18 protein-coding genes and 1 tRNA gene are annotated in these 22,450 nt (G+C 59.4%); 3 read left to right on the top strand and 16 right to left on the bottom strand.

The window, feature by feature from the left end:
- Positions 1-356 precede the first annotated feature (356 nt).
- The 8 genes from pcaG to rpsU all read right to left on the bottom strand — a co-directional run bounded on the left by pcaG (position 357) and on the right by rpsU (position 11,468).
- Complete coding sequence (gene pcaG / locus F7R20_RS29815) at positions 357-959, bottom strand: protocatechuate 3,4-dioxygenase subunit alpha (RefSeq protein ID WP_003206206.1); 603 nt, start codon at positions 957-959, stop codon at positions 357-359.
- Between the two features lie 12 nt (positions 960-971).
- Positions 972-1,691 (bottom strand): protocatechuate 3,4-dioxygenase subunit beta, encoded by a 720-nt coding sequence (pcaH, locus tag F7R20_RS29820; RefSeq protein ID WP_003206205.1) that lies wholly within the window; start codon positions 1,689-1,691, stop codon positions 972-974.
- Between the two features lie 127 nt (positions 1,692-1,818).
- Positions 1,819-2,748 (bottom strand): pca operon transcription factor PcaQ, encoded by a 930-nt coding sequence (pcaQ, locus tag F7R20_RS29825; protein ID WP_003206203.1) that lies wholly within the window; start codon positions 2,746-2,748, stop codon positions 1,819-1,821.
- A gap of 188 nt (positions 2,749-2,936) precedes the next feature.
- Positions 2,937-3,013, bottom strand: a tRNA-Ile gene (locus tag F7R20_RS29830).
- 15 nt (positions 3,014-3,028) lie between these two features.
- On the bottom strand, positions 3,029-6,772 hold the full coding sequence (locus F7R20_RS29835; RefSeq protein WP_003206201.1) for a bifunctional diguanylate cyclase/phosphodiesterase: 3,744 nt from the start codon (positions 6,770-6,772) through the stop codon (positions 3,029-3,031).
- Between the two features lie 127 nt (positions 6,773-6,899).
- Positions 6,900-8,747: an RNA polymerase sigma factor RpoD gene (gene rpoD, locus F7R20_RS29840; RefSeq protein ID WP_003206198.1), complete on the bottom strand. Its 1,848-nt coding sequence runs from the start codon at positions 8,745-8,747 to the stop codon at positions 6,900-6,902.
- Between the two features lie 67 nt (positions 8,748-8,814).
- Positions 8,815-10,773, bottom strand: a complete 1,959-nt coding sequence (gene dnaG, locus F7R20_RS29845) for a DNA primase (RefSeq protein WP_003206194.1) — start codon at positions 10,771-10,773, stop codon at positions 8,815-8,817.
- 479 nt (positions 10,774-11,252) lie between these two features.
- Entirely contained in the window at positions 11,253-11,468 is a 216-nt protein-coding gene (gene rpsU, locus F7R20_RS29850) for a 30S ribosomal protein S21 (RefSeq protein WP_002551877.1), read from the bottom strand.
- Between the two features lie 199 nt (positions 11,469-11,667).
- Here rpsU and tsaD point away from each other — a divergent pair, with 199 nt between their 5' ends.
- Positions 11,668-12,693 (top strand): tRNA (adenosine(37)-N6)-threonylcarbamoyltransferase complex transferase subunit TsaD, encoded by a 1,026-nt coding sequence (gene tsaD / locus F7R20_RS29855; RefSeq protein WP_003206192.1) that lies wholly within the window; start codon positions 11,668-11,670, stop codon positions 12,691-12,693.
- Between the two features lie 8 nt (positions 12,694-12,701).
- Here the strand turns inward: tsaD and plsY are convergent, their stop codons facing one another.
- Positions 12,702-13,271: a glycerol-3-phosphate 1-O-acyltransferase PlsY gene (gene plsY / locus F7R20_RS29860; RefSeq protein ID WP_003206189.1), complete on the bottom strand. Its 570-nt coding sequence runs from the start codon at positions 13,269-13,271 to the stop codon at positions 12,702-12,704.
- 74 nt (positions 13,272-13,345) lie between these two features.
- Between plsY and folB the strand changes: the two genes are divergently transcribed.
- Together folB and folK are read left to right on the top strand one after the other, a co-directional pair.
- Positions 13,346-13,699 carry a dihydroneopterin aldolase gene (gene folB, locus F7R20_RS29865; RefSeq protein ID WP_003206187.1) on the top strand — a complete coding sequence of 118 codons (354 nt, stop codon included), beginning with the start codon at positions 13,346-13,348 and terminating at the stop codon, positions 13,697-13,699.
- Positions 13,690-14,208 (top strand): 2-amino-4-hydroxy-6-hydroxymethyldihydropteridine diphosphokinase, encoded by a 519-nt coding sequence (gene folK / locus F7R20_RS29870; RefSeq protein ID WP_003206185.1) that lies wholly within the window; start codon positions 13,690-13,692, stop codon positions 14,206-14,208. The genes folB and folK overlap by 10 nt, the downstream gene beginning before the upstream one ends.
- Positions 14,209-14,332: 124 nt before the next feature.
- Here the strand turns inward: folK and F7R20_RS29875 are convergent, their stop codons facing one another.
- The 7 genes from F7R20_RS29875 to apaG form a co-directional block, all read right to left on the bottom strand.
- The gene (locus tag F7R20_RS29875; RefSeq protein WP_003206183.1) at positions 14,333-15,559 is read right to left on the bottom strand and encodes a multifunctional CCA addition/repair protein; all 1,227 of its coding nucleotides are present in this window, start codon (positions 15,557-15,559) and stop codon (positions 14,333-14,335) included.
- Positions 15,560-15,622: 63 nt separating this feature from the next.
- Positions 15,623-17,188: a SpoVR family protein gene (locus F7R20_RS29880; protein WP_003206181.1), complete on the bottom strand. Its 1,566-nt coding sequence runs from the start codon at positions 17,186-17,188 to the stop codon at positions 15,623-15,625.
- Positions 17,185-18,456, bottom strand: coding sequence for a YeaH/YhbH family protein (locus F7R20_RS29885; RefSeq protein ID WP_003206179.1), 1,272 nt, complete (start codon positions 18,454-18,456; stop codon positions 17,185-17,187). The genes F7R20_RS29880 and F7R20_RS29885 overlap by 4 nt, the downstream gene beginning before the upstream one ends.
- A gap of 113 nt (positions 18,457-18,569) precedes the next feature.
- Positions 18,570-20,492 carry a PrkA family serine protein kinase gene (locus tag F7R20_RS29890; RefSeq protein ID WP_003206178.1) on the bottom strand — a complete coding sequence of 641 codons (1,923 nt, stop codon included), beginning with the start codon at positions 20,490-20,492 and terminating at the stop codon, positions 18,570-18,572.
- A gap of 300 nt (positions 20,493-20,792) precedes the next feature.
- The gene (gene glpE, locus F7R20_RS29895; protein ID WP_003206176.1) at positions 20,793-21,122 is read right to left on the bottom strand and encodes a thiosulfate sulfurtransferase GlpE; all 330 of its coding nucleotides are present in this window, start codon (positions 21,120-21,122) and stop codon (positions 20,793-20,795) included.
- 32 nt (positions 21,123-21,154) lie between these two features.
- Complete coding sequence (locus F7R20_RS29900; protein WP_003206174.1) at positions 21,155-22,030, bottom strand: symmetrical bis(5'-nucleosyl)-tetraphosphatase; 876 nt, start codon at positions 22,028-22,030, stop codon at positions 21,155-21,157.
- Entirely contained in the window at positions 22,030-22,410 is a 381-nt protein-coding gene (apaG, locus tag F7R20_RS29905; protein ID WP_003206172.1) for a Co2+/Mg2+ efflux protein ApaG, read from the bottom strand. The genes F7R20_RS29900 and apaG overlap by 1 nt, the downstream gene beginning before the upstream one ends.
- Between the last annotated feature and the right edge of the window lie 40 nt (positions 22,411-22,450).

A 22,450-nucleotide genomic window follows, 5' to 3' on the forward strand; every position in this document is an offset into this window, starting at 1 on the left:
GCCAATGGGGGCGGCAGCAAGGTGACGAAAAAGGCTGGCGCCAGCAGGATGCCGAGTTGCCAGAACAGTTCAAGAAACAGTCGAGAGAGGCTGGGGCTGGCGATGATGGGCGTCTCAGTGAGGAAGCTGCAAGGGCTTAGGCGTGGGGAGGGTGAACCTCACAGAGTATTACTACAGGTGAGTACAGGGGCAAGGGCGGGGAGCGGTTGGTTGCCAGAGTTGCTATGGCGATCAAAAAAACGTCAGTCTTCAAAGCTGAATTCGACAAAAAACCAGACCTTGATGGGTCTGGTTTTAGGGGCGGGCGGCATCTAGACAACTCGAGTGCTCACGCCTCGGCACTGTACGAGTGGCGATTAAAAATCGAAGAACACCGTTTCTGATTCACCCTGCACATGAATGTCGAACCGGTAAACCAACTTGCCATCCAGCGTGGAGCGCTTGGCAATCAGGGATTCGCGACGCGGCGACTGCTCGATCAGACCCAGGATGGGGTCCACGGCGTTCGCCTCGGATTCATCGTCGAAATACAGGCGGGTCTGCAAGTGAATGTTGATCCCGCGAGCAAACAGGGAAACGTTGATATGCGGGGCCATGGGAAAACCTGCGGCGTTCTTCACTGTGCCGGGTTTTACGGTCTTGATGATCCACGTTCCGTCTTCGGCGGTGGCAGTACGGCCAAAACAGTTGAAGGGCTTTTCCAGATCGTATGCGCTGTCGTAGACGCCTTGCGGATTCGCCTGCCAGAACTCCAGAAACGCGTCACGAATCAAATGGCCGTTGCCGTCATGAACGTGGCCCATCAGTACGATGTGCTCACCTGGCGCGCCAGGCTTGGCCATTTCATTCCAGATTTCCTGTTCTCGCGGCGGATTACCAGCCGCCTCCAGCGCCAAGCCGATATGCACATAAGGGCCGGCAGTTTGCGAAGGGGTTTCAGGTAGAAGTTGAATGGACATGCGCATGCCTCCTCAGCGGTTTTCGAAGTGGGTCTTGCGCTGTCCGCGCAGAACAATATCAAAGCGGTAAGCCAGGCAATCCATAGGATTGGCCATGCTCATATCAAGCTTGGCGATCAAGCTCTGCACCGCCTCCTGATTCGCGATCGTCTTGACGATCGGACACATGGGAATGAGCGGATCGCCTTCGAAATACAGTTGAGTTATCAAGCGCGTGGAAATGGACGGACCACTGATGGAGACATGGATGTGTGCCGGCCGCCAGTCATTGGGGCCGTTGCGCCATGGGTAGGGACCCGGTTTGACCGTGCGGAAACTGTAGTTGCCGTCACGGTCAGTCAGCGCGCGGCCGACCCCACCGAAATTGGGATCAAGCGGCGCCAGATAACTGTCTTTCTTATGCCGGTAACGCCCACCCGCATTGGCTTGCCACATTTCCACCAAGGTATGGGGAACCGGTTTGCCGAATTGGTCACAGACCCGGCCCGCGACGATGATGCGTTCGCCGATGGGCAAGCCGCCGTGATTGAAATTGAGCAGCAGATCGTTATCGTGCTGGCCCATTTTCAGATGGGAAAAATCCGGCCCGCTGGTTTCCGACAGCGACTGGGGAATACTCACCAGGGCCTGGCGCGGTGATCGCAGGATCGAAGTCTTGTAGTCAGGTGTCAGGGCTTTGGGGTGCCAATTACGGTCACGAATGACGAAGCGGCTGTCATGCGCATCAGACATGTCGATTTTTCCTATTGTTATGGTTTGGCAAAGGCAAGCGCTGCGTTGGCAGCGACTGGTAGCCCAGTTTCCTCTTGCGCGGCCCAACCAAAAATTGAAAAAACCGACTTGATCCATATCCAAATGGTTATGGATATTTTCCTTCGAGGTATTCCTGCCCGACTTCGCGAAGAACCTCCATGCACCACTGTGCCTGGGGTGTCACCGGCAACGCGGGATTGGTGCACAGCCCCACGGAACCGCCTGGTTCCCGTGCCCCTAATTCCAGCTCCACCAAAGCGCCTTGTTTCAAGTCCTGCCGGACCGCGTCGAAAGGCGCAACCCAGATGGCCTGGCTGCATTGTACGTAGCGTCGACTCAACGCGACCGATAGGGTTTCAAGGCGTTGGCGTGATGGGGTAATGCCGTGCTGAACAAACAGGGCGTCGGCGAATTTACGGATGGTCGTCCCCGCCAATGGAAGCACCCAGGGATAGTCTTCGAGATTCCTGTGCCCCTGTGGATTCGCGAGCACAGGATGGTTGTTACACACCACCAGGGTCATGGACTCGCTGTAGAGGTGTTCGAACGCCAGCCCATGAATCAATGGGCTATCGGTCATTCTGCCAACCACCAGGTCCAGTTCACCGACGCGCAGTTGCGATAGCAAATGCGCACTGGGGCCGGTCACCACGCTGATAACCAGGGCCGGATGTCGAGCATGCAGTCGACAGACAACCTCAGGGACCAACAGGCTTTCAACCGTGGACAGCACGCCAACGCTGATGGCAACGGGCTCGTGGACACCAGCGCGCAGGCTGTTGACCCCCTCGCGCAGCGCTTGCACGCTCGGCCCCGCATATCGCAGAAAAGCTGCGCCGGCTTCCGTCAGCGTCGTCCCCTTCTTGCTTCGTTCGAACAGCACGGCGGCCAGCAACGTTTCCAACTCCTTCAATGTCTTGGAAAGTGCCGGTTGGCTGATTGCCAGTTTGTCTGCCGCACGGGCCAGGCTTCCCTGGCGCGCCACTTCGAGAAAACACACCAGATGACGGAATTTGATGCGTGTGTCGATGTTCAATCGGGTCGCTGCCTTCAAGGGACTTGGGATGCGCAGTGTTTGTGCTGCGGGTTGCAACGCCTGAAGGCGACAGTGGGAGGCTCGTCGGGGACTACCTGTTTGCAGAGCCGTTTATGAAAACTTTCGCCTGGTGCGCAAAGTCCACAGTCTCAAAAACGACAAAGCCGCGCAATGCGCGGCTTTCGAATTGGTGGGCCCACACGGACTCGAACCGTGGACCAAAGGATTATGAGTCCTCTGCTCTAACCAACTGAGCTATAGGCCCTCAGTAGGCCGCGGATTATAACGACGGTTTCTCGGCTGTGCTATCCGAAAAATCCGAAACGGTCATGCGAAGAAACGTTGCGGCAAACTCATCGGCGCACAGAGGCAGGCTGACGATGTAGCCCTGGATCTGTTCGCAACCTTCTTCGGTCAGGAATTGCTGCTGGGCCAGGGTTTCGACGCCCTCGGCGATGACGGTGAATTGCATGCTGCGGCCCAGGGCGATGATTGCCCGCACGATGGCCGCGTCGTGGGGGTCGTCGGGCAGGCCGCGGACGAAGGATTGGTCGATCTTGAGGATGTCCAGTGGCAGGCGCTTGAGGTAACTCAGAGAGGAATAGCCCGTGCCGAAGTCGTCGATGGCCAATTGCACGCCGAGTTTTTTCAGTTGGTGCAGCACCGTCAGGGCCTCTTCGGCCTGGCTCATGATGAAGTTTTCGGTAATTTCCAGTTGCAATAAGCCGGGTTCGAGCTGGTTCTCGCGCAGCAGTTGTTCGATGCGCCCCAGTAGATTGGGTTGGCGCAGTTGGGCCCCGGCCAGATTGACCGAAAGGGGGCCGAGGCTGTCGTAGGCGTCATTCCATTCGCACAACTGCCGGCAGGCGCGCTCCAACACCCAGTCGCCGATTTGCAGGATCATGCCGTTTTCTTCCGCCAGAGGGATGAAGTGTTCCGGCGGCACGTCGCCGAACGTGGGGTGCGTCCAGCGGATCAATGCTTCGGCACCCACCAGTTGGTTGTCGATGAGGCTGATTTTGGGTTGGAAGGACAATGACAACTCGTTGCGTTCGATCGCCCGCCGTAGTTCATGCTCCAAGGCCACTCGCTCGCTGGCCTGGGCGGTGAGGTCACGGGTGTAGCTTTCCACCCGGTTGCGTCCCTTGGCCTTGGAGCGGTACATCGCCGCGTCGGCATTCTTCACCAGCGTGGCGACGTCACAGCCGTCCTGCGGGTAGAGACTGGTGCCGATGCTGGCACTGATGAAGAACTCGTGCTCGCCGGCCTGGAACGGCGCGCCAAAGCAGTTCAACAGTTTTTGGGCGATGTGCTCGGCGTCGCTGGGCTGTTGCAGGCCCGGCAGCAGGATAATGAACTCGTCGCCGCCCAGGCGCGCCACGGTGTCGATGTCGCGCAACTGCTCGCGCAAGCGTACGGCAATGCCCTTGAGCAACAGGTCGCCGACCGGGTGCCCGAGACTGTCATTGATGTGCTTGAAGCGGTCCAGGTCCAGGAACAGCACGGCGCCCTGGCCACCGTTTTCCTGCTGGCCATTGAGAGCCGCCAGCAAGCGGCTTTCGAACAGCGTGCGATTTGGCAGGCCCGTCAGCGGGTCGTGGTGGGCCTGGTAGTCGAGCCGGGCCTGGGCGTGTTTGAGGCTGGAGATATCGGCGAAGACCGCGACGAAATGGGTGATCTGTCGGTCCCGATTGCGCACCGCGCTGATGGTCAGCCAACTGGGGTACAGCTCGCCGTTCTTGCGCCGGTTGGAGATCTCTCCTTGCCAGTGCCCTTCGGCCGTCAACTGGTGCCACATCGCGGCGTAAAACGCGCTGTCGTGCAGGCCGGAAGCCAACAACCGAGGTGTATGGCCCAAGGCTTCGGTTTCGCTGTAGCCGGTGATTTCGGTGAAGGCTCGGTTCACCGCGCTGATGTGCTGTTGCGTATCGGTGATCAGCACGCCTTCGGCCGTGCTTTCGAATACGGTGGCGGCCTGTTGCAGTTTCTCCTGCATGAGATGGCGTTCGGTGATGTCCCGGGCGATGGTCAGCATGCAGTCTTCGTTGCCGATGGGTAGCGGGCGACTGGAGACTTCGCAGAGCCGGATCTGCCCGTCGTTGCGACGGATATGGCAACTGAAGTCCCTGACGAAGCCGTCCCGCTTCAGCAGGTCCAGCATCTGCTTTCGCTCGTTGAGGTTGACCCAGATGCCCAGGTCCAGGGTAGAGCGGTCCACCGACAGGGCACTGTTGAAACCGGTAATGCGGCTGAAGCCTTCGTTGACTTCGATCAGCAGGCCGTCGCTTTGCCGGGACAACAACAGGCCATCGGGCGAGGCGTGGAACGCCTTGGCAAACTTCTCTTCGGATGTCTGCAATTGCTGCTGGGTTTCCTTGAGCTGGCTGATGTCCCGCACCACCACGACCAGGGCTGGCGTCGTGTCGAGATCGAAGGGCTCGGCAGAGATCAGTCCGGTGAACACCTGGCCGTTGCTACGGCGAAAGGGCATTTCCAGGTTGCGAATGCTGCCGGCCTGCAAGCGCTGCAACAGGGCCGGCCCCACGCCTTGGATGCCCCAGATATTCAGTTCGGTTGCGTTGCGTCCCACCACCTCGGCGGCACTCAGGCCGACCTGTTCTTCGAAGGCCTTGTTGACCTCCAGCAGACAACCGTCCAACAGCCGTGCAATCACCAGGATGTCCGGGCACTGACGGAACACCGAGGCAAATTTCTGCTCCGAAAGGCGCAGTGCTTCCTCGGTGCGCTTGGCTTCGCTGATGTCGATCATCAACCCACGCATAACCGGTTCGTGCCCGTGTTCGATCAGGCTGACAATATCGCGCACCCACAGGCAGCGGCCGTCGGCGGTGATCACGCGATAATCGATGCAGTGGTCGCGACCCGCCAGCACTTCATGATCGCAGTAGGTCTGGGCACGGATAAGGTCGGCGGGATGAATGATGTTGCGCCAGAAGCCCGGTATCAGCCAATGGGAAAGGGGATAGCCCAGCAAGTCTTCGGCGTGGGGTGACACGTAGCTGTAAGTGAAGTCGCTGACCCTTGCCTCCCAGGCGATGGCTGACAAGCTCTCTACCAGCCCACGGTAATGGTATTCGCTGCTGCGCAGTTCCTGTTCCAGCTCGACCCGCCGGGCGATTTCCGAGCTCAGTCGGCGGTTGATGCGAATCACCACCGCCAGTATGCCGACCAGGAGCAGCAACGCAGGCAGGCCGTAAAGCAGCAAGTCTGACCAGAGCTGGCGGTAGTCATGTACATTGCCAACCCATTTCTGCTGGATCTCGGCAACTTCGGCCGGGCTCATGTCCGCCATGACCTTGTCCAGGATGCCCACCAATATCTTGTTGTCTCGAGGGACGGCCATTGCCAACTGATAGCGATACGGTGTTTCCCCGCTGACATAAAGGCCTTCGAGCTTGAGTTGACGCAGGCTCCAGACACTGGAGGCCAGATCTCCCACTACCGCGTCCACCTCGTCGGTTGCCAGGGCTTGCAGGGCTGAACTGACGTTGGGCAGCGCCACGAGGTTCAGGTCGGGATGGTGGTTGCGCAGCAATTCATGGGGGGCATAGTTCTCCACCACGGCGATTTTCAGCCCGTACAGCTCCTTGAGGTTGTGCGGCTGGGCGCCACCGCGATGGGCCAGGATGACAATGGGGAAATCCAGGTAAGGCCGGGTAAACGCCAGGTAATTCTGGCGTTCCGGCGTGGACATGATGCCCGGCAAAAGGTCTATCTTTCCCTGTACGACCTGCTCCAGCACGGCGGTCCAGCTGGCTGGCTCGATGGGGGTGAGCTTGATGGCCAGCCGTTCACGAATGATCTCGACGTAGTCGGCAGCCAGGCCCTGATAGCGGCCCTGGTCGTCACGAAACTCAAACGGCGGCCATGAGGCATCGACACCCAGGCGCAGGTCTGGGTGGTCCTTGAGCCAGCGGAGCTCCTCGTCGGTGAGCGTCAACGCGCCAGCTGTTGCGGTCCAGGTCATCAATGACAGCAAAAGCGCGGCCGTCAGTCTGGGCATCACTGTCTCGACATGGCTTGGGGAGGATGATTCGAGTGTAGACGGGCAACAGGGTGCTGAGGAGCGTAACGAAGGGGATTTTATCTGTGCATAACAAAACCCCCGGCAGGGCCGGGGGTTTTGAAGGTCACTCGTCGAGGAAGGAGCGCAGATGCTCGCTTCGCGTCGGGTGGCGCAGTTTGCGCAACGCCTTGGCTTCGATCTGACGAATCCGCTCACGGGTTACATCGAACTGCTTACCGACTTCCTCAAGGGTGTGGTCGGTATTCATGTCGATGCCGAAGCGCATGCGCAGTACCTTGGCTTCACGGGCAGTGAGGCCGGAGAGTACTTCGCGAGTCGCTTCCTTGAGACTCTCGACAGTGGCAACATCGATCGGAGACTGCATGGTGGAGTCTTCGATGAAGTCACCCAGATGGGAGTCTTCGTCATCACCGATCGGGGTTTCCATGGAGATCGGCTCTTTAGCGATCTTCAATACCTTGCGAATCTTGTCCTCAGGCATTTCCATGCGTTCGCCCAGCTCTTCCGGCGTCGGTTCGCGACCCATTTCCTGCAGCATCTGCCGGGAAATACGGTTGAGCTTGTTGATCGTCTCGATCATGTGCACCGGGATGCGGATGGTGCGGGCCTGGTCGGCGATCGAGCGAGTGATCGCCTGACGGATCCACCAGGTGGCATAGGTCGAGAACTTGTAGCCGCGACGGTATTCGAACTTGTCCACCGCCTTCATCAGGCCAATGTTGCCTTCCTGGATCAGGTCGAGGAATTGCAGGCCGCGGTTGGTGTACTTCTTGGCGATGGAGATCACCAGACGCAAGTTCGCTTCGACCATCTCTTTTTTCGCGCGACGGGCCTTGGCCTCGCCGATCGACATGCGACGGTTGATGTCCTTGATCTCGGCGATGCTCAGGCCAGTCTCGGCCTCCAGCGCACTGAGCTTCTGCTGGCAACGAACGATGTCCGGTTGCAGGCGGGCAATGGCTTCGGCGTATTTGCTCTTGCCCTTGGCCAGTGCATCGGTCCAGCTTTCGTCGACTTCGTTGCCAGGGAACTGGCGCAGGAAATCGGCACGCGGCATGCGGGCGTCACGCACGCAAAGCTGCATGATCGCGCGCTCTTGCTGGCGCAAGCGATCCAGGGCACTGCGAACACGCTCGACCAAGCCTTCGAATTGCTTCGGTACCAGCTTGATCGGCATGAACAGCTCGGCCAGTGCCAACAGCTCGGCAATCGCCTGCTTGTTGTTGCGGCCGTGCTTTTTCAGCGCCTTGCGGGTGATTTCCATCTGGTCGGCCACAGCGCCGAAACGCTGTGCTGCGATGACCGGATCCGGACCGCTTTCGGCTTCTTCCTCGTCGTCGCTCGCTTCGGCCTCGTCGTCATCGGTGTCGTCGTCGGCCTTGACGGCTTTCGCGTCGATCGGTGGCGGCACTTCGGCGGCAGGCGGCGCAATGCCGTCGTCCGGATCGATATAGCCGCTCAAGACGTCGGACAGGCGGCCACCTTCGGTGGTGACGCGGGTGTACTCGGAGAGAATATGGTCAACCGTGCCAGGGAAGTGCGCGATTGCGCCCATCACTTCACGGATGCCTTCTTCAATACGCTTGGCGATTTCGATTTCGCCTTCACGCGTGAGGAGCTCTACCGTACCCATTTCACGCATGTACATGCGCACGGGGTCGGTGGTGCGACCAATGTCGGTCTCGACCGCTGCCAACGCTGCGGCCGCTTCTTCAGCGGCCGCCTCGTCGGTATCGGCGTCGGCCAGCATAAGGGCATCCTTATCTGGAGCAACCTCGAATACGTTGATCCCCATGTCGTTGATCATGCGGATGATGTCTTCCACCTGTTCCGGATCTGAAATATCCTCCGGCAGGTGGTCGTTGACCTCCGCGTAAGTCAGGTAGCCCTGCTCACGACCCAATAGGATCAACTCTTTGATACGAGACTGCTGTTGCGCTTTTCCGGACATAACACCCTATCCACTGAAGGTCTTGGCGGGCAAAAAACAAGCCGAGGATTATACCTGAGCTGTGACCTCACGCGCCAGTTGAGGTCGGGTTTGATGCGCAAACATTGCGGCTGAGTAAGTCGCGCAATTGGTTTTTCTCTTCGCTGGTCAACTCGCTCTGACGAGCTTTTCGCAGAAGTTGTTCCAGGTTTCGCTCGCGTTGGCGGGCGGATAAGCTAGTAATGGTGTCGAAAAACTGTTGTTCAAGGTTGTCTCCTTCAATCAGCCATTCCTTCTCGGCCAGGGCCTTCAACAGACGCCCCTGCTCGGTGCCGTGCCACCGTGCAATCAATTGGAAAGAGTTTAGCTTGGGGTTCTTCTGCACGGCTTCAAGGAGTGCAACCAGCAATTGCGTATTGCTGTGGTCCTCGGCGGCGAAGTGCCCGGCGTCCTCTACTTTTTCTGCCAGTTGCGGGTGATGCAGCAAGGTGCGCAAGGCGGCCAGTGTTGGTGGTTCGACGGCGGCCGGCACGCGCGGGGCACGTGGCTGGTCGCGATCGCCGCGCTTGCCGTTCTTGTCCCAGGGTTTCTTGTCCCATTTCTTGCCGCCACTGCCGGGTTTTTTCGGTGTCCATTCCTGCTGGGGGGCGTAATCCTGTTGGGGTTGATGATAGTCGGCGAAATCCGGCATCGCGTCGTAATCGACGCCCGGGTCATAAGCCGGTGGCGCCTCCTGGGGGGCGCTGTGCACCAATTGATTGACCGCTTCGCTGTTCAGGCCGGTGATCTCGGTCAGGCGCTGGCGCATGAGTGTGCGCAGGTTGGCACCGGGCACCTTGTCGATCAGCGGTGCCGCGAGGGTGGCCATGTGGGCCTTGCCTTCGAGGGAGCGTGGATCGGCTTCTTCGGTCAATTGCTGGAAAAAATAGTCGGCCAACGGTTGTGCGTGCTGGTTGATCCGCGCACGGAACGCGTCGGTACCTTCGGAGCGCACCAGGGTGTCCGGGTCCTCGCCCTCGGGCAGGAACAGGAAGCGTGCCCGGCGTCCGTCCTGCAGGCACGGCAAGGTGGCCTCCAGTGCGCGCCAGGCGGCGTTACGGCCGGCCTGGTCGCCGTCGAAGCAGAACAGCACGTTGGGCACCACGCGAAACAGGCGCTTCATGTGCTCTTCGCTGGTGGCCGTGCCCAGGGTCGCCACGGCGTTGCGCAGGCCTTGCTGGGCCAGGGCAATAACGTCCATGTAGCCTTCGACGACAATGATTTCATCAAGATTGCGGTTGTTCTTGCGTGCTTCGTACAGGCCATAGAGTTCCTGGCCCTTATGGAACACCGGGGTTTCCGGGGAGTTCAGGTATTTCGGCTTGTCGTCCCCCAGCACCCGGCCACCAAAGGCGATGATCCGCCCGCGTGTGTCGCGGATCGGAAACATGACCCTGTCGCGGAAGCGGTCGTAGCGCTTGCCGGTTTCGGCATTTTCAATCAGCAGGCCGGCGTCGATCATGGCGCGCTGTTGCAGCGTATCGCTGCTTAGGTGCTTGTACAGGTTGTCCCAGCCGGGCGGGGCGAAGCCGAGGCCGAAGTCCCGGGCGATTTCGCCGGTCAGGCCGCGGCCCTTGAGATAATCCACCGCAGCCTTGCGTGCCGGATGGCTTTTGAGGGCCTGGCGATAAAAATCCGCCGCCGCCGTCAATAGGGGGTAAAGCGGAGAATCGGTCGGTTGACGTGGCTTGTGCTGTCGACCGCTTTCCTCGCGGGGTATTTCCATGCCGGCGGCTTTGGCCAGTTCTTCGACGGCCTGGGGGAAGTCCAGGTTGTCGTGGTCCATGATGAAACCGAGGGCATTGCCGCCAGCGCCGCAGCCGAAGCAATAGTAGAACTGCTTGTCGGGGCTGACGCTGAAAGAAGGCGTTTTTTCTTTATGGAACGGGCAGCAAGCTGTGTAGTTCTTGCCCGCTTTCTTCATTTGCAGGCGAGAGCTGACCACGTCGACGATGTCGGTGCGGTTCAGGAGGTCGTCAATAAAGCTCTGGGGAATCAGCCCGGCCATGGCGTTCTCATCATCACTGCGCGAAATATGGACCCGAAATCGGCAGGCGTAACCGGGTCTGGGTTTGAGGCACGCTAAATCGGTGGCTCGACCGGGTCGTCTGCATCATCGCTGTCGGGAAGTGTATCTGCCGATAATCCACTGACGTTAATAACTATCAGTATTCGACTGTTTGAATGTGTTGCGCTGAATCCGGTAACGGCCGTTCAGGCCTCGGATAGCTCATGAAGCGGACACGCAGGCAGGTGCCTTGGGCTGATCGTCGTTAGAGGAATCAGGGTGTGCTCGTCGGTAGCCTTGGAAGGCTCGTCAGGAAAGACGTGCACCGCTGGCAAAAGAGCCAGGTCTGACGCGGTGAAGCAGGTTGTCTTGGTCGCGTCTGCGGCTTTGACAGTGAAGCATCAAGCGTTATTCCGCAAATGCCATAAGCCCGGCTTGAAGGCCGGGCTTGGCAGAAGCTTGCTACGGACGTCTGTGTATTAGTACAGACGTACGGCGCGGCGCTGCTCGCGCTGAACTTTCTTGGCGTGACGCTTAACAGCGGCTGCTGCCTTGCGCTTACGCTCAGAAGTCGGCTTCTCGTAGAATTCGCGGCTACGAACTTCAGCCAGAACACCGGCTTTTTCGCAGGAGCGCTTGAAACGACGCAGAGCTACGTCGAAGGGTTCGTTCTCTTTTACTTTGACGGCTGGCATCCAGAGCTACCTTCATTCATTACCGGGGTCAACATCCTCGCGGCAAAAGAGCACTTGAAGACGTCGGTTTTTAAGGGTTGCGGATGTTAACCCCTCAACGCTCGGAATGCAAAGCCTCTGATCGAAAACCGCTGGTCGGGGCACAACGCGGCGACTATTATGCGCGCCTTCGAATTCAGCCTCTACAAGGCGCAAACCCATGCTAGTACTGGGATTAGAAACCTCCTGCGACGAAACTGGTGTCGCACTTTACGACAGTGAACGCGGCCTGCTGGCCGATGCGCTGTTCAGCCAGATCGACCTGCACCGCGCCTATGGCGGGGTGGTGCCCGAGCTTGCCTCCCGCGATCACGTCAAGCGCATGCTGCCCTTGATCCGCCAGGTCCTGGCCGAAGCCGGCTGCGTGCCGACCGAGATCGACGGCATCGCCTACACCGCCGGCCCGGGCCTGGTGGGCGCGTTGCTGGTGGGCGCCTCCTGTGCCCAGGCGCTGGCCTTTGCCTGGGGGATTCCGGCCCTGGGCGTGCATCACATGGAAGGCCACCTGCTGGCGCCGATGCTGGAGTCGCAACCGCCGCAATTTCCGTTCGTCGCTTTGTTGGTATCGGGCGGCCATACGCAGCTCATTCGGGTCGATGGCATCGGCCAATACGAGTTGCTCGGCGAGACGCTCGATGATGCTGCCGGCGAAGCGTTCGACAAAACTGCAAAAATGATGGGCCTCAATTATCCCGGTGGGCCGGAAATCTCTCGGCTTGCGACGCAAGGGGTCGATGGGCGCTTCGTGTTCCCGCGGCCAATGTGCGACCGTCCCGGCCTCGATTTCAGTTTCAGCGGGTTGAAGACCTTTGCCCTGAACACCTGGCAGCAGTGCGTCAGCGTCGGGGACGACAGTGAGCAAGCCCGTTGCGACATCTCACTGGCGTTCCAGCAGGCCGTGGTGGAGACTTTGACCATCAAGTGCAAGCGTGCCCTCAAGCAGGCCGGGCTCAAGCGCCTGGTGATCGCAGGCGGCGTGAGCGCGAACAAGGCCTTGCGGACATCGCTGGAGAAAATGCTCGGCGACATGAAGGGCGACGTTTACTACGCCCGGCCGGAGTTCTGTACAGATAACGGCGCGATGATTGCCTTTGCCGGTTGTCAGCGCTTGCAGGCCGGCCAGCACGAAAGCCTGGCGATCAGCGTACAGGCGCGCTGGCCGATGGAGCAGTTGGCGCCGCTGTGAAACATCATTTAAAAATGCCGTTCGCGCCCGGCGAACAGGTCGCGTAGATTGCCCCGGTGACGCCAGACGATCAGCGCTACCAGTGCGGTCATTGGCAGCAAGGCCGCCGGTTCCTGCCAGGCCAGCAACGGCAGGGTCAGCGGTGTGGCGATCAGCGCGGCCAGGGAGCTGGTGCGGGTCAGGTAGAACGTCAGCAGCCAGGCACAGACAGCCAGCAGGGCGGCGGGCGGGTACAGGCCCAGCAGCATGCCGGCGGCGGTGGCGACACCCTTGCCGCCACGAAAGCGAAAGTACAGCGGGAATAGATGGCCGATGACGGCGCAGACGCCGATCCAGGCCTGTTGCTGCAACGAGAGCCCTGCGAGGCTGGCGATCAATACCGGGACAAGGCCTTTGCAGAGGTCGCCCAGCAGGGTCAGGATGGCGAGTTTGCGTCCGGCCAGGCGCAGCATGTTGGTGGCGCCGGCATTGCCTGAGCCACTCATTCGCGGATCCGGGCGACCGGTCAGGCGGCTGAGCAAAATGGCGAAGGACAGCGAGCCGAGCAGGTAGGCGAGAATCGCCAGTAACCAAAACATGCTAACTATTCCGGGCGAGGACGCCCTGATTCTAACGGCGCATTGCGCCCTTGTCGTGCTGCGGAGAAGAGTGCTTGGACAGAGTGTTTATCGAGGGCCTGGAAGTCGACACGGTAATCGGGGCCTACGACTGGGAGCGAGGCATTCGACAGTGCCTGCGGCTTGACCTGAGCTTCGCCTGGGACAACCGCCCGGCCGCTGCGGGTGACGACCTGACCCTGGCGCTCGACTACGCCAGCGTATCGTCGCGCATCCAGGCATTTGCCGAACAGGCGCAGTTCCAATTGGTCGAGACCTTTGCCGAGCGATTGGCCCAGGAGCTCATGGACGAGTTCAAGATCACCTGGCTGCGTCTGAAATTAACCAAGCCTGGCGCCGTACCAGCGGCCAGCGGCGTTGGTGTGGAGATCGAGCGCGGATGTCGCTGACTCAGGTTTTTCTCGGGCTCGGCAGCAATATCGAGCGCCAAACCCATCTGTGCGCCGGTCTTGAAGCCTTGGCCGGTTTCCTGGTGGACATCCGCTGTTCGGCCGTGTTCGAGAGCCAGCCGGTGGGTATCAAGAGCGGGCCATTCTTCAATTTCGTCGTCTCGGCCTTCACGGATCTGCCCCTGATGGAGCTGGATCGTCGTCTCAAGTTCATCGAGGCGGACAACGGTCGCTATGCGCCGGACCGCAAGGGGCTGCCGCTGGATATCGACGTGTTGTTGTATGGCGAACAGGTCGGCAACTTCGATGGGCTGATCCTGCCGCGCGCGGAAATCCTCAAGAACGCCTTCGTCCTATGGCCTTTGTCGTTGATCGCGCCGGATCGGATTCACCCAGGCGTGGGCAAAAGCTTCGCTACTTTGTGGGAGGAATCGCAGATCGACCAAGTGCTGGCGCCAGTGGCTTTCGAATGGCGAGGCCAGCAGCTTACGCCATCGAATCTGCGCTGAGGCGCCTGCCGCTATCGCGAGCAAGCTCGCTCCCACACAGGTATACCGAGATCCCTGTGGGAGCGAGCTTGCTCGCGATGACGGCGGAACATCCAGCCAAAATGCAAACTGACACGAACGCCCGTCAGCTCGCCGCTTCCTTGTAGCCTTTCAACGCCTTGAGGCGCTCGCGCTTGATCGCCTCACCCAGCTCCGGTCCCTTGAAGCCCTTCTCCAGCAAAGGCTGCACCGCCACCGCGCGGGCTGCTGCCGCTGCGCCCCGCAAATAATCAGCCTGTGGATAACTTCTGTCTTCAAGCCCTTTGCGCCCCCGTGCATCCATCTCGCAGGCTGCGATGAACTCCTCGAAGCGCTGAGGTCGACGGTACACATCGAAACTCTGCAGCAGCTCAAGCAAAGTTGACGCCTTGAGCTCCAGCGCGCGATGACCATGGGTGTGGTATTGGCCAACCAGTAACGCCAATTCCTGACAGTCGCGGGGAGCCTTGAAGCGTTCGTTGACCGCTTTGATCAGCTTCAGCCCCGTGTGCTCATGGGCGATGTGTCGTGGCCATTCGTGTCGGGGTGTCAGGCCTTTGCCCAGGTCATGGAGCAGGCAGGCCCAGCGGACCGTCAGCGGTTGTTGGTGCAGGGCGGCTTGTTCCAGCACGCTCAGGGTATGGACGCCGGTGTCGATTTCCGGGTGATGGGCTTCAGGCTGGGGCACGCCAAACAGCGCATCGACCTCTGGCATCAGGACCTTGAGGGCCGTGCAGTCGCGCAAGACCTGGATAAATACCTGTGGCTGTTTTTCCATGAGGGCGCGGGAAATTTCTTTCCAGCTGCGCTCGGCCGTCAGTGCTTCCAGTTCGCCGGAATCGCTGAGTTGGCGCATCAGTTCAAGGGTTTCGTCCGCCACCTTGAAACCCAGCGGAGCATAACGCGCGGCGAAGCGGGCAACCCGCAGGACTCGAAGGGGATCTTCGGCGAAAGCGGGGGAAACGTGGCGTAGCACGCGGGCTTCCAGATCGCGTTGACCATGGTACGGATCGGTCAGGTTGCCGTGGTCATCTTCGGCCATGGCGTTGATCGTCAGGTCCCGGCGAACCAGGTCCTCCTCCAGGGTCACTTCAGGGCTGGCATGGAACACGAAGCCGCCATAACCTCGGCCGCTCTTGCGTTCGGTGCGGGCGAGGGCGTACTCCTCGCCGCTCTTCGGGTCGAGGAATACCGGAAAATCGGCCCCCACTGGGCGAAACCCCCTGGCGAGCATTTCCTCGGCGGTGGCACCCACCACGACCCGATCGATGTCGGTGACGGGAATGCCCAGCAGGCGGTCGCGAACGGCGCCGCCGACTTTATAGATCTGCATAAAAAACCTCCGTTGGTCCGACAGGATAACCTTTGCGTCGGACGTCCGGAGGCGAAAACGGGATCAAAGATGAATGACGGCCAGATCCAGGCGACCGTAGTCTCCTTCGGCTTGTTCGCCTCTGGGTGGCACGTGATGGGTTTTCATCACTTGGTCGCCTTGCAGGGTTTCCAAGTGGATGTCGAAACCCCAGAGGCGATGCAGATGCTTGAGCACTTCGTCGGTGGAGTCGCCCAGCGGTTTGCGGTTGTGCGCCTGGTGCCGCAGGGTCAGCGAGCGATCTCCGCGGCGGTCAATGCTGTAGATCTGCACATTGGGCTCGCGATTGCCCAGGTTGTACTGCGCCGCCAGGGTTTCGCGAATGATGCGGTAGCCGCCCTCATCGTGAATGGCAGGTACCAGCAGGTCATCTTTCTGATCGTCATCGAGGATGCTGAACAGTTTCAGGTCGCGAATCACCTTGGGCGAGAGGTACTGCAGGATGAAGCTTTCGTCCTTGAAGCTGCTCATGGCGAATTTAATGGTGGACAACCAGTCCGAGCCAGCGATGTCCGGGAACCAGCGACGATCTTCCTCGGTGGGGTTTTCGCACATGCGCCGAATGTCGCGGTACATGGCGAAGCCCAGTGCGTAAGGATTGATACCGCTGTAGTACGGGCTGTCGAAGCCGGGCTGGAACACCACGCTGGTGTGGGAAGTCAGGAACTCGATCATGAAGCCGTCGGTGACCAGTCCCTCGTCGTACAGGTCGTTCATCAGCGTGTAGTGCCAGAACGTGGCCCAGCCCTCGTTCATGACCTGGGTTTGGCGCTGTGGATAGAAGTACTGGGCGATCTTGCGCACGATGCGCACGATTTCCCGCTGCCACGGCTCAAGCAGCGGCGCATGTTTTTCAATGAAATAGAGAATGTTCTCCTGGGGTTCGGCAGGGAATCGGGCATTGTCTTTTTCGTTGTACTTGTCTGCACCTTTGGGAATGGTGCGCCACAGATCGTTGATCTGTTTTTGCAGGTGCTCTTCGCGATCCTTCTGGCGCCGGCGTTCTTCTTCGGCGGAAATCGGATATGGCCGCTTGTAGCGGTCCACGCCGTAGTTCATCAGGGCGTGGCAGGAGTCCAGCAGGTCCTCCACCGCGTCGATACCATGGCGTTCCTCGCATTGCATGATGTACTGCTTGGCGAACACCAGGTAATCGATGATCGAGCTGGCATCGGTCCAGGTGCGGAACAGGTAGTTGCCCTTGAAGAAGCTGTTGTGCCCATAGCAGGCATGCGCCACCACCAGGGCCTGCATGCAGATGGTGTTTTCTTCCATCAGGTAGGCGATGCACGGATCGGAGTTGATGACGATCTCATAGGCCAGCCCCATCTGGCCCCGGCTGTAGGATTTCTCGGTACTGAGGAAGTGCTTGCCGTAGGACCAGTGGTGATAGCCCAGCGGCATGCCGACCGACGCATAGGCGTCCATCATCTGCTCGGCGGTGATCACCTCGATCTGGTTCGGGTAGGTGTCGAGGGCATAACGGTCCGCGATACGGCTGATTTCGCGGTCGTAGGCCTTGATCAGCTCGAATGTCCATTCGGAGCCGGTGGAAATGGGCTGGCGCTTCTGCTCTTTTTTGGCGGTCATGTCACTAACCTGCGCTGGAAGAGTTCACGGAAGACCGGGTATATATCCCCGGCCGAGACCAATTGCTGTTGGGCAAATGTGTCGGAAAAAGCTTCGGCAATCCGTTCGTATTCGTACCACAAGGCCTGATGTTCGCGTGGAGTAATTTCCACGTAGGTGTAGTACTGGACGAACGGCATGATCTGGTTGATCAGGATGTCGCGGCAGATTGGTGAATCGTCGTTCCAGTTGTCACCGTCCGACGCCTGGGCTGCATAGATGTTCCATTCGTTGGCGGGGTAGCGCTCGGCCATGATCTCCTGCATCAGCTTCAGGGCGCTGGAAACGATGGTGCCGCCGGTTTCCCTGGAATAGAAAAATTCCTCTTCGTCCACTTCCCGGGCACTGGTGTGATGGCGGATGAACACTACATCGATCTTGTCGTAGTTCCGTTTCAGGAACAGGTACAACAGGATAAAGAAACGCTTGGCGATGTCCTTGGTGGCTTGGGTCATGGAACCGGAGACGTCCATCAGGCAGAACATCACCGCCTTGGAGCTGGGGTTTGGTTGTTTCACCAGCAGGTTGTACTTGAGGTCGAACGTGTCGAGGAACGGTACGCGATGGATGCGGGCGCTGAGTTTCTCGATTTCCGCTTCAAGGTCCTGAATGTCGCCAAAATTATCGGGTTCTTCGCGTTTCAGGCGGGCCAGTTCTTCCTTGGCCTCGCGCAGTTTGGCCCGGCTGCTGCCCGACAGTGCGATGCGCCGGGCGTGGGCTGAGCGAAGGGTGCGGATAATGTTGATGCGCGACGGATTGCCTTCATTGCTGATCCCGGCACGCACGGTCTTGAAAGTGTCGGTGCCGGTCAGGTTGCGCTTGACCAGGTTCGGCAGTTCCAGGTCCTCGAACATGAACTCCAGGAATTCCTCCTGGGTGATCTGGAACACGAACTCATCCATGCCTTCGCCGGAGTTGCCGGCCTTGCCGGGCCCCTTGCCGCCGCCTCCGCCCTGGGGACGGGGGATATGCTCGCCGCTGGTGAATTCCTTGTTGCCGGGGTGCACGACGGTCTGTTTGCCACCGCGACCATGGTGAAGCACCGGCTCGTCGATGTCGCGACCGGGGATGCTGATCTGTTCGCCGTGTTCCATGTCGGTAATGGAACGCCGGCTGACCGCCTCTTCGACGGCCTTCTTGATGTGGTCACGGTAACGCCGCAGAAACCGCTGACGGTTCACCGTGCTCTTGTTCTTGCCATTAAGGCGTCGGTCGATCACATAGCTCATAGGCCCCTCCGGGGGAGCTTCAAGTCGTAAGCCTCAAGCTGCAAGGGGCGTGGCGTCGAGCCATGGGCTCAACGCCGTTCCCTTACAGGCTGTAGCTAGAAGCTTGCCGCTGCTTACTGCGATTTCCGGACCCGCAGATACCACTCGGAGAGCAGTCGTACCTGTTTGTCGGTGTAGCCACGTTCGACCATGCGTGTGACGAAATCGTTGTGTTTTTGCTGGTCCTCCTTGCTGGCCTTGGCGTTGAAACTGATGACTGGCAGCAGGTCTTCGGTGTTGGAGAACATTTTCTTCTCGATGACCACCCGCAGCTTTTCATAGCTGAGCCAGGTTGGGTTCTTGCCGTTGTTGTTGGCCCGGGCGCGCAGTACGAAGTTGACGATCTCGTTGCGGAAGTCCTTCGGATTGCTGATGCCCGCCGGTTTCTCGATTTTTTCCAGTTCCTCGTTGAGGGCCACGCGATTGAGTATTTCGCCGGTTTCCGGGTCGCGGTATTCCTGGTCCTGGATCCAGAAGTCTGCGTACAGCACGTAGCGGTCGAAGATGTTCTGGCCGTACTCGCTGTAGGACTCCAGATACGCCGTCTGGATTTCCTTGCCAATGAACTCGATGTAGCGTGGGGCCAGGTATTCCTTGAGGAAACGCAGGTAACGCTCGCGGGTTTCGGCCTGGAATTGCTCTTGCTCGATCTGCTGTTCCAGCACATACAGCAGGTGAACCGGGTTGGCTGCGATCTCGTGAGGGTCGAAGTTGAAGACCTTGGACAGGATCTTGAACGCGAAACGTGTGGACAGTCCGTTCATCCCTTCATCGACCCCCGCGTTGTCGCGGTATTCCTGGATCGACTTGGCCTTCGGATCGGTGTCCTTGAGGTTTTCACCGTCGTACACGCGCATCTTCGAATAGATGTTGGAGTTTTCCGGTTCCTTGAGGCGCGACAGCACCGTGAACTGGGCAAGCATCTTCAGGGTGTCGGGTGCGCAATGAGCCTTGGACAGCGAGCTGTTGAACAGCAGCTTGTCGTAGATCTTCACCTCGTCGCTCACTCGCAGGCAGTACGGCACCTTGACGATGTAGATCCGGTCGATGAAGGCCTCGTTGTTCTTGTTGTTGCGGAAGGTATGCCATTCCGATTCGTTGGAGTGGGCCAGCAGGATGCCGGTGAACGGAATGGCCCCCAGGCCCTCGGTGCTGTTGTAGTTGCCTTCCTGGGTGGCGGTCAGCAGTGGGTGCAGCACCTTGATGGGCGCCTTGAACATTTCGACGAATTCCATCAGGCCCTGGTTGGCCCGGCACAGCGCGCCCGAATAGCTGTAGGCGTCGGCGTCGTTCTGTGGGAATTCTTCCAGTTTGCGGATATCGACCTTGCCCACCAGGGCGGAAATATCCTGGTTGTTTTCGTCACCCGGTTCGGTCTTGGCCACCGCGATCTGGTTGAGGATCGATGGGTAGAGCTTGACCACCTTGAACTGGCTGATGTCACCGCCGAACTCGGCCAGGCGCTTGGTTGCCCATGGCGACATGATGGTATTGAGATAGCGGCGTGGAATGCCGAAGTCTTCCTCGAGGATCGCGCCATCTTCAGTGGCGTTGAACAGACCCAGAGGCGATTCGAACACCGGCGAGCCCTTGATGGCGTAGAAGGGCACTTTTTCGATCAGTTGCTTGAGCTTCTCGGCCAGGGACGATTTACCACCACCCACGGGGCCGAGCAGATAAAGGATTTGTTTCTTCTCTTCCAGGCCTTGGGCGGCATGGCGGAAATAGGACACGATTTGTTCGATGCATTCTTCCATCCCGTGGAAGTCCGCAAAGGCCGGATAGCGGCGAATCACCTTGTTGGAAAAGATTCGCGAGAGCCTCGAATTGGTCGAGGTATCCAGCAGCTCCGGTTCTCCGATTGCCAGCAACAGACGCTCCGCAGCCGATGCATAGGCACTGCGGTCCTGCTTGCAGAGTTCGAGGTATTCCTGCAGCGAGTATTCCTCCTGCCGCGTGGACTCGAAACGTTGCTGGAAGTGGCTAAAAATGCTCATGACGTCACCTCGCTCGATACGTGGAGCCGGTGTCGGATCAATCAGTCGATGCTGGACAGCCGCTGGGAACCCAGTTGCCGTTTTACCCCCCAGAATGCTTTCAAGAATACAGGTTCTTGAAAGCTGACTCCCGATGACCCGCGCGCCGGTGTACCGGCTCTCCCCTGTTTTGGATGGCCTGAGGCTAAGGATAGTTCGGAATCGCGGAGGTAAAGGTGGAATACGTAATTAGTTATGGCAGACCGTTCGTCTGCCATCGCTCAAGCCCACGGTTCACGCGGGCTTGGACGGCATAAAAAATTATTCGTGATTGTCTTGCGCTGTTTCTGAAGGATAAGTCGCACGCCACAACTCGAAACCGCCGTCCAGGCTGTAGACGTCGCTGAAGCCCTGGCTGACCAGATAGGCGGCTGCGCTCTGGCTGGAGTTGCCGTGATAGCAGACCACGACCGTAGGTGCATCGAGGTCGGCGGCACGGATGAAGTCGGCGATGGAATGGTTATCCAGATGCCGGGAGCCACTGATATGCGAAGCCGCAAAAGTGGCTGGGTCGCGGACGTCGACGACGACCGCGCCTTGCTCGCGCAGGGCCTGGGCCTGTTCCGGGGGGATGCGTTTGAATTCGCTCATGAGGGGCTCCTGTAGCTGAAGCGCAACGCCGGTCAAACGGCAGTGCCGGCCGGCAATGGTGCAGTGGTCGGGTGATGGGTTTTGGCGTGGCCCTGTTCATCGCAATCGCAATGCAGTTGCTCGCCAGTGTCGACGTTCATCAGGGTCATGGCGCTGCCCCACACGCAACCGGTATCGAGGGCGAAGACGCCGGGCTCGTCGGATTGGCCGCCCAGTGCCGCCCAGTGTCCGAAAATAATCTTCAGGTTACGGGTCTTGCGCTCACTGTGCTTGAACCAGGGGGCATAGCCGGGCGGCGCCGTCTCGATGCCTTCCTTGCCCTTGAGATCGAGCTTGCCGTCGCGGGTGCAGAAGCGCATGCGCGTGAAATAATTGGTGATGACGCGCAGACGAGCGCTGCCAGTGAGGTCGTTGTCCCACTTGACCGGCTCGTTGCCGTACATGCCATCCAGGTAGGGGGCGAACAGATTGTCGTCGCGCAATGCCTGTTCGACTTCGCCAGCACACTTGAGCGCCTTGCGCAGGGACCACTGGGGCGGAATGCCGGCATGAACCAGTGCGAGGTTGCGCGCCTCGTCGTAGTGCATGAGCTTCTGCTGGCGCAACCACTCCAGCAGTTCAACGCAATCGGGGGCGTCGAGAATTTCGCTCAAGGTGTCGGACTTTTTCAGGCGCTCGATGTTCTGCCAGGCAGCCAGCAGATGCAGGTCGTGGTTGCCCAGCACGCACACCAGCGACTGACGAATACTGTAGAGAAAGCGCAACGTCTCGAGGGACTGCGGGCCACGGTTGACCAGGTCGCCCACCAGCCACAGCGTGTCTTTTTGAGGATCGAAAGCAACGCGCTCCAGCAGGCACTTGAGCGGATCGAGGCAGCCTTGCAGGTCGCCGACCGCATACGTGGCCATCAGTGCAGGGCTCCGGGCACGGCCAGACGGAAGGGTTTGATGACGGCGTCGAAGCGTTTGCCGTCCTCGGCCAGCATCTGGTAGGTGCCCTGCATGGTGCCGACCTTGGTCGTCATCACCGTGCCGCTGCTGTAGCTGTGGCTTTTGCCAGCGTCGATCAACGGCTGCTGGCCGACCACACCTTCGCCACGCACTTCTTCGACATGGCCATCGCCGTCGGTGATGATCCAATGCCGTGACAGCAGCCTGGCCGGCAAGGAGCCGTTGTTGCGCACGGTAATGCTGTAGGCGAAGGCGAAGCGGTCATGCTCGGGTTGCGACTGTTCTGCCAGAAAACGGGTGGTGACGCTGACGTCGACCTGGTAACGAGGATCGGACATGCAAAAAGGCCTTAAAAGCGAAGCGGGACGCGGGCGCGAC

The organism is Pseudomonas brassicacearum subsp. brassicacearum, from assembly GCF_008801605.1.
Lineage (GTDB): Bacteria > Pseudomonadota > Gammaproteobacteria > Pseudomonadales > Pseudomonadaceae > Aquipseudomonas > Aquipseudomonas brassicacearum.

Coding starts and splice junctions, on each gene's coding strand:
- glpE (WP_003206176.1), bottom strand. CDS start 21,122: ATGAGCGAATTCAAACGCATCCCCCCGGAACAGGCCCAGGCCCTGCGC.
- dnaG (WP_003206194.1), bottom strand. CDS start 10,773: ATGGCCGGGCTGATTCCCCAGAGCTTTATTGACGACCTCCTGAACCGC.
- tsaD (WP_003206192.1), top strand. CDS start 11,668: ATGCTAGTACTGGGATTAGAAACCTCCTGCGACGAAACTGGTGTCGCA.
- plsY (WP_003206189.1), bottom strand. CDS start 13,271: ATGTTTTGGTTACTGGCGATTCTCGCCTACCTGCTCGGCTCGCTGTCC.
- apaG (WP_003206172.1), bottom strand. CDS start 22,410: ATGTCCGATCCTCGTTACCAGGTCGACGTCAGCGTCACCACCCGTTTT.
- F7R20_RS29875 (WP_003206183.1), bottom strand. CDS start 15,559: ATGCAGATCTATAAAGTCGGCGGCGCCGTTCGCGACCGCCTGCTGGGC.
- F7R20_RS29885 (WP_003206179.1), bottom strand. CDS start 18,456: ATGAGCTATGTGATCGACCGACGCCTTAATGGCAAGAACAAGAGCACG.
- folK (WP_003206185.1), top strand. CDS start 13,690: ATGTCGCTGACTCAGGTTTTTCTCGGGCTCGGCAGCAATATCGAGCGC.
- pcaG (WP_003206206.1), bottom strand. CDS start 959: ATGTCCATTCAACTTCTACCTGAAACCCCTTCGCAAACTGCCGGCCCT.
- pcaH (WP_003206205.1), bottom strand. CDS start 1,691: ATGTCTGATGCGCATGACAGCCGCTTCGTCATTCGTGACCGTAATTGG.
- F7R20_RS29900 (WP_003206174.1), bottom strand. CDS start 22,030: ATGGCCACGTATGCGGTCGGCGACCTGCAAGGCTGCCTCGATCCGCTC.
- F7R20_RS29890 (WP_003206178.1), bottom strand. CDS start 20,492: ATGAGCATTTTTAGCCACTTCCAGCAACGTTTCGAGTCCACGCGGCAG.
- rpoD (WP_003206198.1), bottom strand. CDS start 8,747: ATGTCCGGAAAAGCGCAACAGCAGTCTCGTATCAAAGAGTTGATCCTA.
- F7R20_RS29835 (WP_003206201.1), bottom strand. CDS start 6,772: ATGCCCAGACTGACGGCCGCGCTTTTGCTGTCATTGATGACCTGGACC.
- F7R20_RS29880 (WP_003206181.1), bottom strand. CDS start 17,188: ATGACCGCCAAAAAAGAGCAGAAGCGCCAGCCCATTTCCACCGGCTCC.
- rpsU (WP_002551877.1), bottom strand. CDS start 11,468: ATGCCAGCCGTCAAAGTAAAAGAGAACGAACCCTTCGACGTAGCTCTG.